The sequence below is a fragment of the Oleiphilus sp. HI0128 genome, assembly GCF_001635365.1.
The window spans coordinates 1-2,791 of record NZ_LWGG01000343.1 but is presented as its reverse complement, the minus strand read 5'-3'; the positions used below and the strand labels follow the sequence as shown (position 1 = coordinate 2,791).

General features: G+C 44.5%; 2 protein-coding genes. Both read right to left on the bottom strand.

Features of this window, described 5'->3' with window-relative positions; translation table 11 throughout:
- Positions 1-101: 101 nt before the first annotated feature.
- Positions 102-1,430 (bottom strand): sodium ion-translocating decarboxylase subunit beta, encoded by a 1,329-nt coding sequence (locus tag A3763_RS04365; RefSeq protein WP_068507864.1) that lies wholly within the window; start codon positions 1,428-1,430, stop codon positions 102-104.
- Positions 1,431-1,443: 13 nt separating this feature from the next.
- A partial coding sequence (locus A3763_RS04360) for a pyruvate carboxylase subunit B (RefSeq protein ID WP_068759912.1) occupies positions 1,444-2,791 on the bottom strand: 1,348 nt, incomplete at its 5' end.

Below are 2,791 nucleotides of genomic sequence, written 5' to 3'. Positions count from 1 at the left end.
CCTGTTAACAATAAAAAGATATCTCACAGTTATTATCTTAGCCCCACAAATAAAAAAACCCCAGCACAAGCCGGGGTTTCTATAGTAGTACTACTGGCTTCCTAGCCTAAGAACTTGATCATAACGCCCGCAGCAACTGCAGAACCGATAACACCTGCTACGTTTGGCCCCATCGCATGCATCAACAAGAAATTCTGAGGATTATTATCCAGACCAACCTTATTCGATACACGAGCAGCCATTGGAACAGCTGATACACCAGCAGATCCAATCAGAGGGTTAACTTTGTTAGTACTAAATACGTTCATCAACTTAGCCATGATTACACCAGTACCGGTACCTACTGCAAATGCAGCCATACCCAAGAACAAAATACCCAGCGTTTGAAAATCAAGGAATTTGTCTGCACTTAATTTAGAACCAACAGAAAGGCCTAAGAAAATAGTTACGATGTTAATCAAAGCATTCTGGGCTGTATCAGAAAGACGGTCCACAACGCCCGACTCTTTCATCAAGTTACCAAGACAGAACATACCCAAAAGAGGCGCAGCATCAGGAAGACAAAGTGCAACCAGAATCAATACAATAATCGGGAAAAGAATTTTTTCCAATTGATTAACTGTACGAAGCTGAACCATCTCAATCTTACGCTCTTCAGGAGTAGTCAAAGCATTCATAATAGGAGGCTGAATAACAGGAACAAGCGCCATATACGAATAAGCTGCGACAGCAATCGCGCCCAATAGGTGCGGTGCTAGTACACTTGATACGAAGATAGAAGTAGGTCCATCTGCACCACCGATAATACCGATCGTAGCAGCTTCTTCAATCGTAAATGAAACACCACCAATTTGCATACTTGTGAGGAAAGCAGCACCTAGAACGGTACCGAAAATACCAAACTGCGCAGCAGCACCTAGCAAAATAGTTTTAGGGTTAGCCAGCATTGGACCAAAGTCCGTCATTGCACCAACACCCATAAAGATAAGCAAAGGACCAACCATTGAGCCAATTACTACGTTATAGAAGTTTGTCAACATGCCATTAGCGTAACCCGCATCACTAGCAACGTTATGAGCTGCAGCGGCAGTAGCACTATCTGCCATTTTATAAGCGTCTTTAAACGCATATAAGGTCTCTTGCGTCATTTCCTGACCGGCTTCAAAAGGAACTTTCAAAACCTCTGCCAAAGCCATCATTACTTCAGGCTTGTGAAAATGTATCGCATTTTCAGCGGCCGATAAAGCAAGTCCAGCCTCTGGAATATTAGCCAATATCCCGCCCATACCAATAGGCAATAGCAACAAAGGCTCAAAGCCTTTTTTAATAGCCATATATAGAAGACCGAGACAAATAACGATCATCGAGAACTGGCCGATAGAGATATTATAAAGACCACTACCGGTCCATAAATTAAGTATATTTTCCATTGTCAGACTACCCTTATAAGGTCATCAAAGTATCGCCAACGGCAACTGAGTCGCCAACAGAGACACTAATCGTTCCAACAGTACCCGCTCGTGGTGCACGTACTTCTGTTTCCATCTTCATTGCTTCAAGAATCAACAGCAAGTCACCCTCTTGAACAACTTGACCAGGCGTTGCAACAACCTTAAAGATGTTACCTGCTAACGGAGCTGGAACCGGATCACCACCACCCGCAGGAGCAGCCGCTGCTGGCGCACCACCAGAAGCCTGTAAAGGAGCACCACCAGTAACTGGAACCATACCTGTGATATCACCGCCTTCCTCAACTTCAACAACGTAAGACTGACCGCTAACGTTAATGGTATAAACTTCCTTACCACCCTTAGCTGCCGCTTTTACGTCATCTTCACTTGGAACCGGCTCAAATGCATCTGCATTGTCACGATTCTCTAGGAACTTAAGACCAATCTGAGGGAACAGAGCATAAGTCAGAACATCATCGACCGTCTCATCAGCAAGCTTGATACCTTTTTCGCCAGCAAGTTTCTTAACTTCCTCAGTCAACTTGTCCATTTCTGGCTCAAGCAAGTCTCCTGGTCGGCAAGTAATTGCTTCACCACCATCTAAAACGCGATCCTGTAGCTCTTTATTATAAGGAGCTGGAGCCGCACCGTATTCACCTTTAAGAATACCCGCAGTCTCTTTAGAGATTGATTTATAGCGCTCGCCAGTCAATACGTTCAGAACCGCTTGGGTTCCAACAATCTGAGAAGTAGGTGTTACAAGAGGAATATGACCAAGATCTTCACGAACACGTGGAATTTCTTCTAGCACTGCATCAAATTTGTCTGCAGCACCCTGCTCTTTCAACTGGTTTTCCATGTTGGTCAACATGCCACCAGGAACCTGGGCAATCAGAATTCGCGAATCAGTACCACGCAATGAACCTTCGAACTTAGCGTACTTCTTACGAACCTTACGGAAGTAAGCAGCAATCTCTTCAAGAAGCTTCATGTCCAAGCCAGTATCACGACCAGTACCTGCCAATGCCGCAACCACACTTTCAGTCGCAGTATGGCCGTATGTCATTGCCATTGAAGAAATAGCCGTGTCAACACGGTCAATACCTGCTTCAACCGCTTTAAGAATTGTCATATCTGACAAGCCAGAAGTCGCGTGTGCATGTAATTGAACTTCTAGATCAGTCTGAGCTTTCAAACGCCCAACCAACTCAGAAGCAGCATAAGGCGTTAATGTACCGGCCATATCTTTAATAGCGATAGAATCTGCACCCAAGTCTTCAATCTGCTTCGCTAAGCTAACCCAGCTTTCCAAAGTATGTACAGGACTTGTTGTATAGGAA

Excerpts from the sequence above, each read along its gene's own strand:
- A3763_RS04365 (WP_068507864.1), bottom strand. The coding sequence starts at position 1,430 with ATGGAAAATATACTTAATTTATGGACCGGTAGTGGTCTTTATAATATC.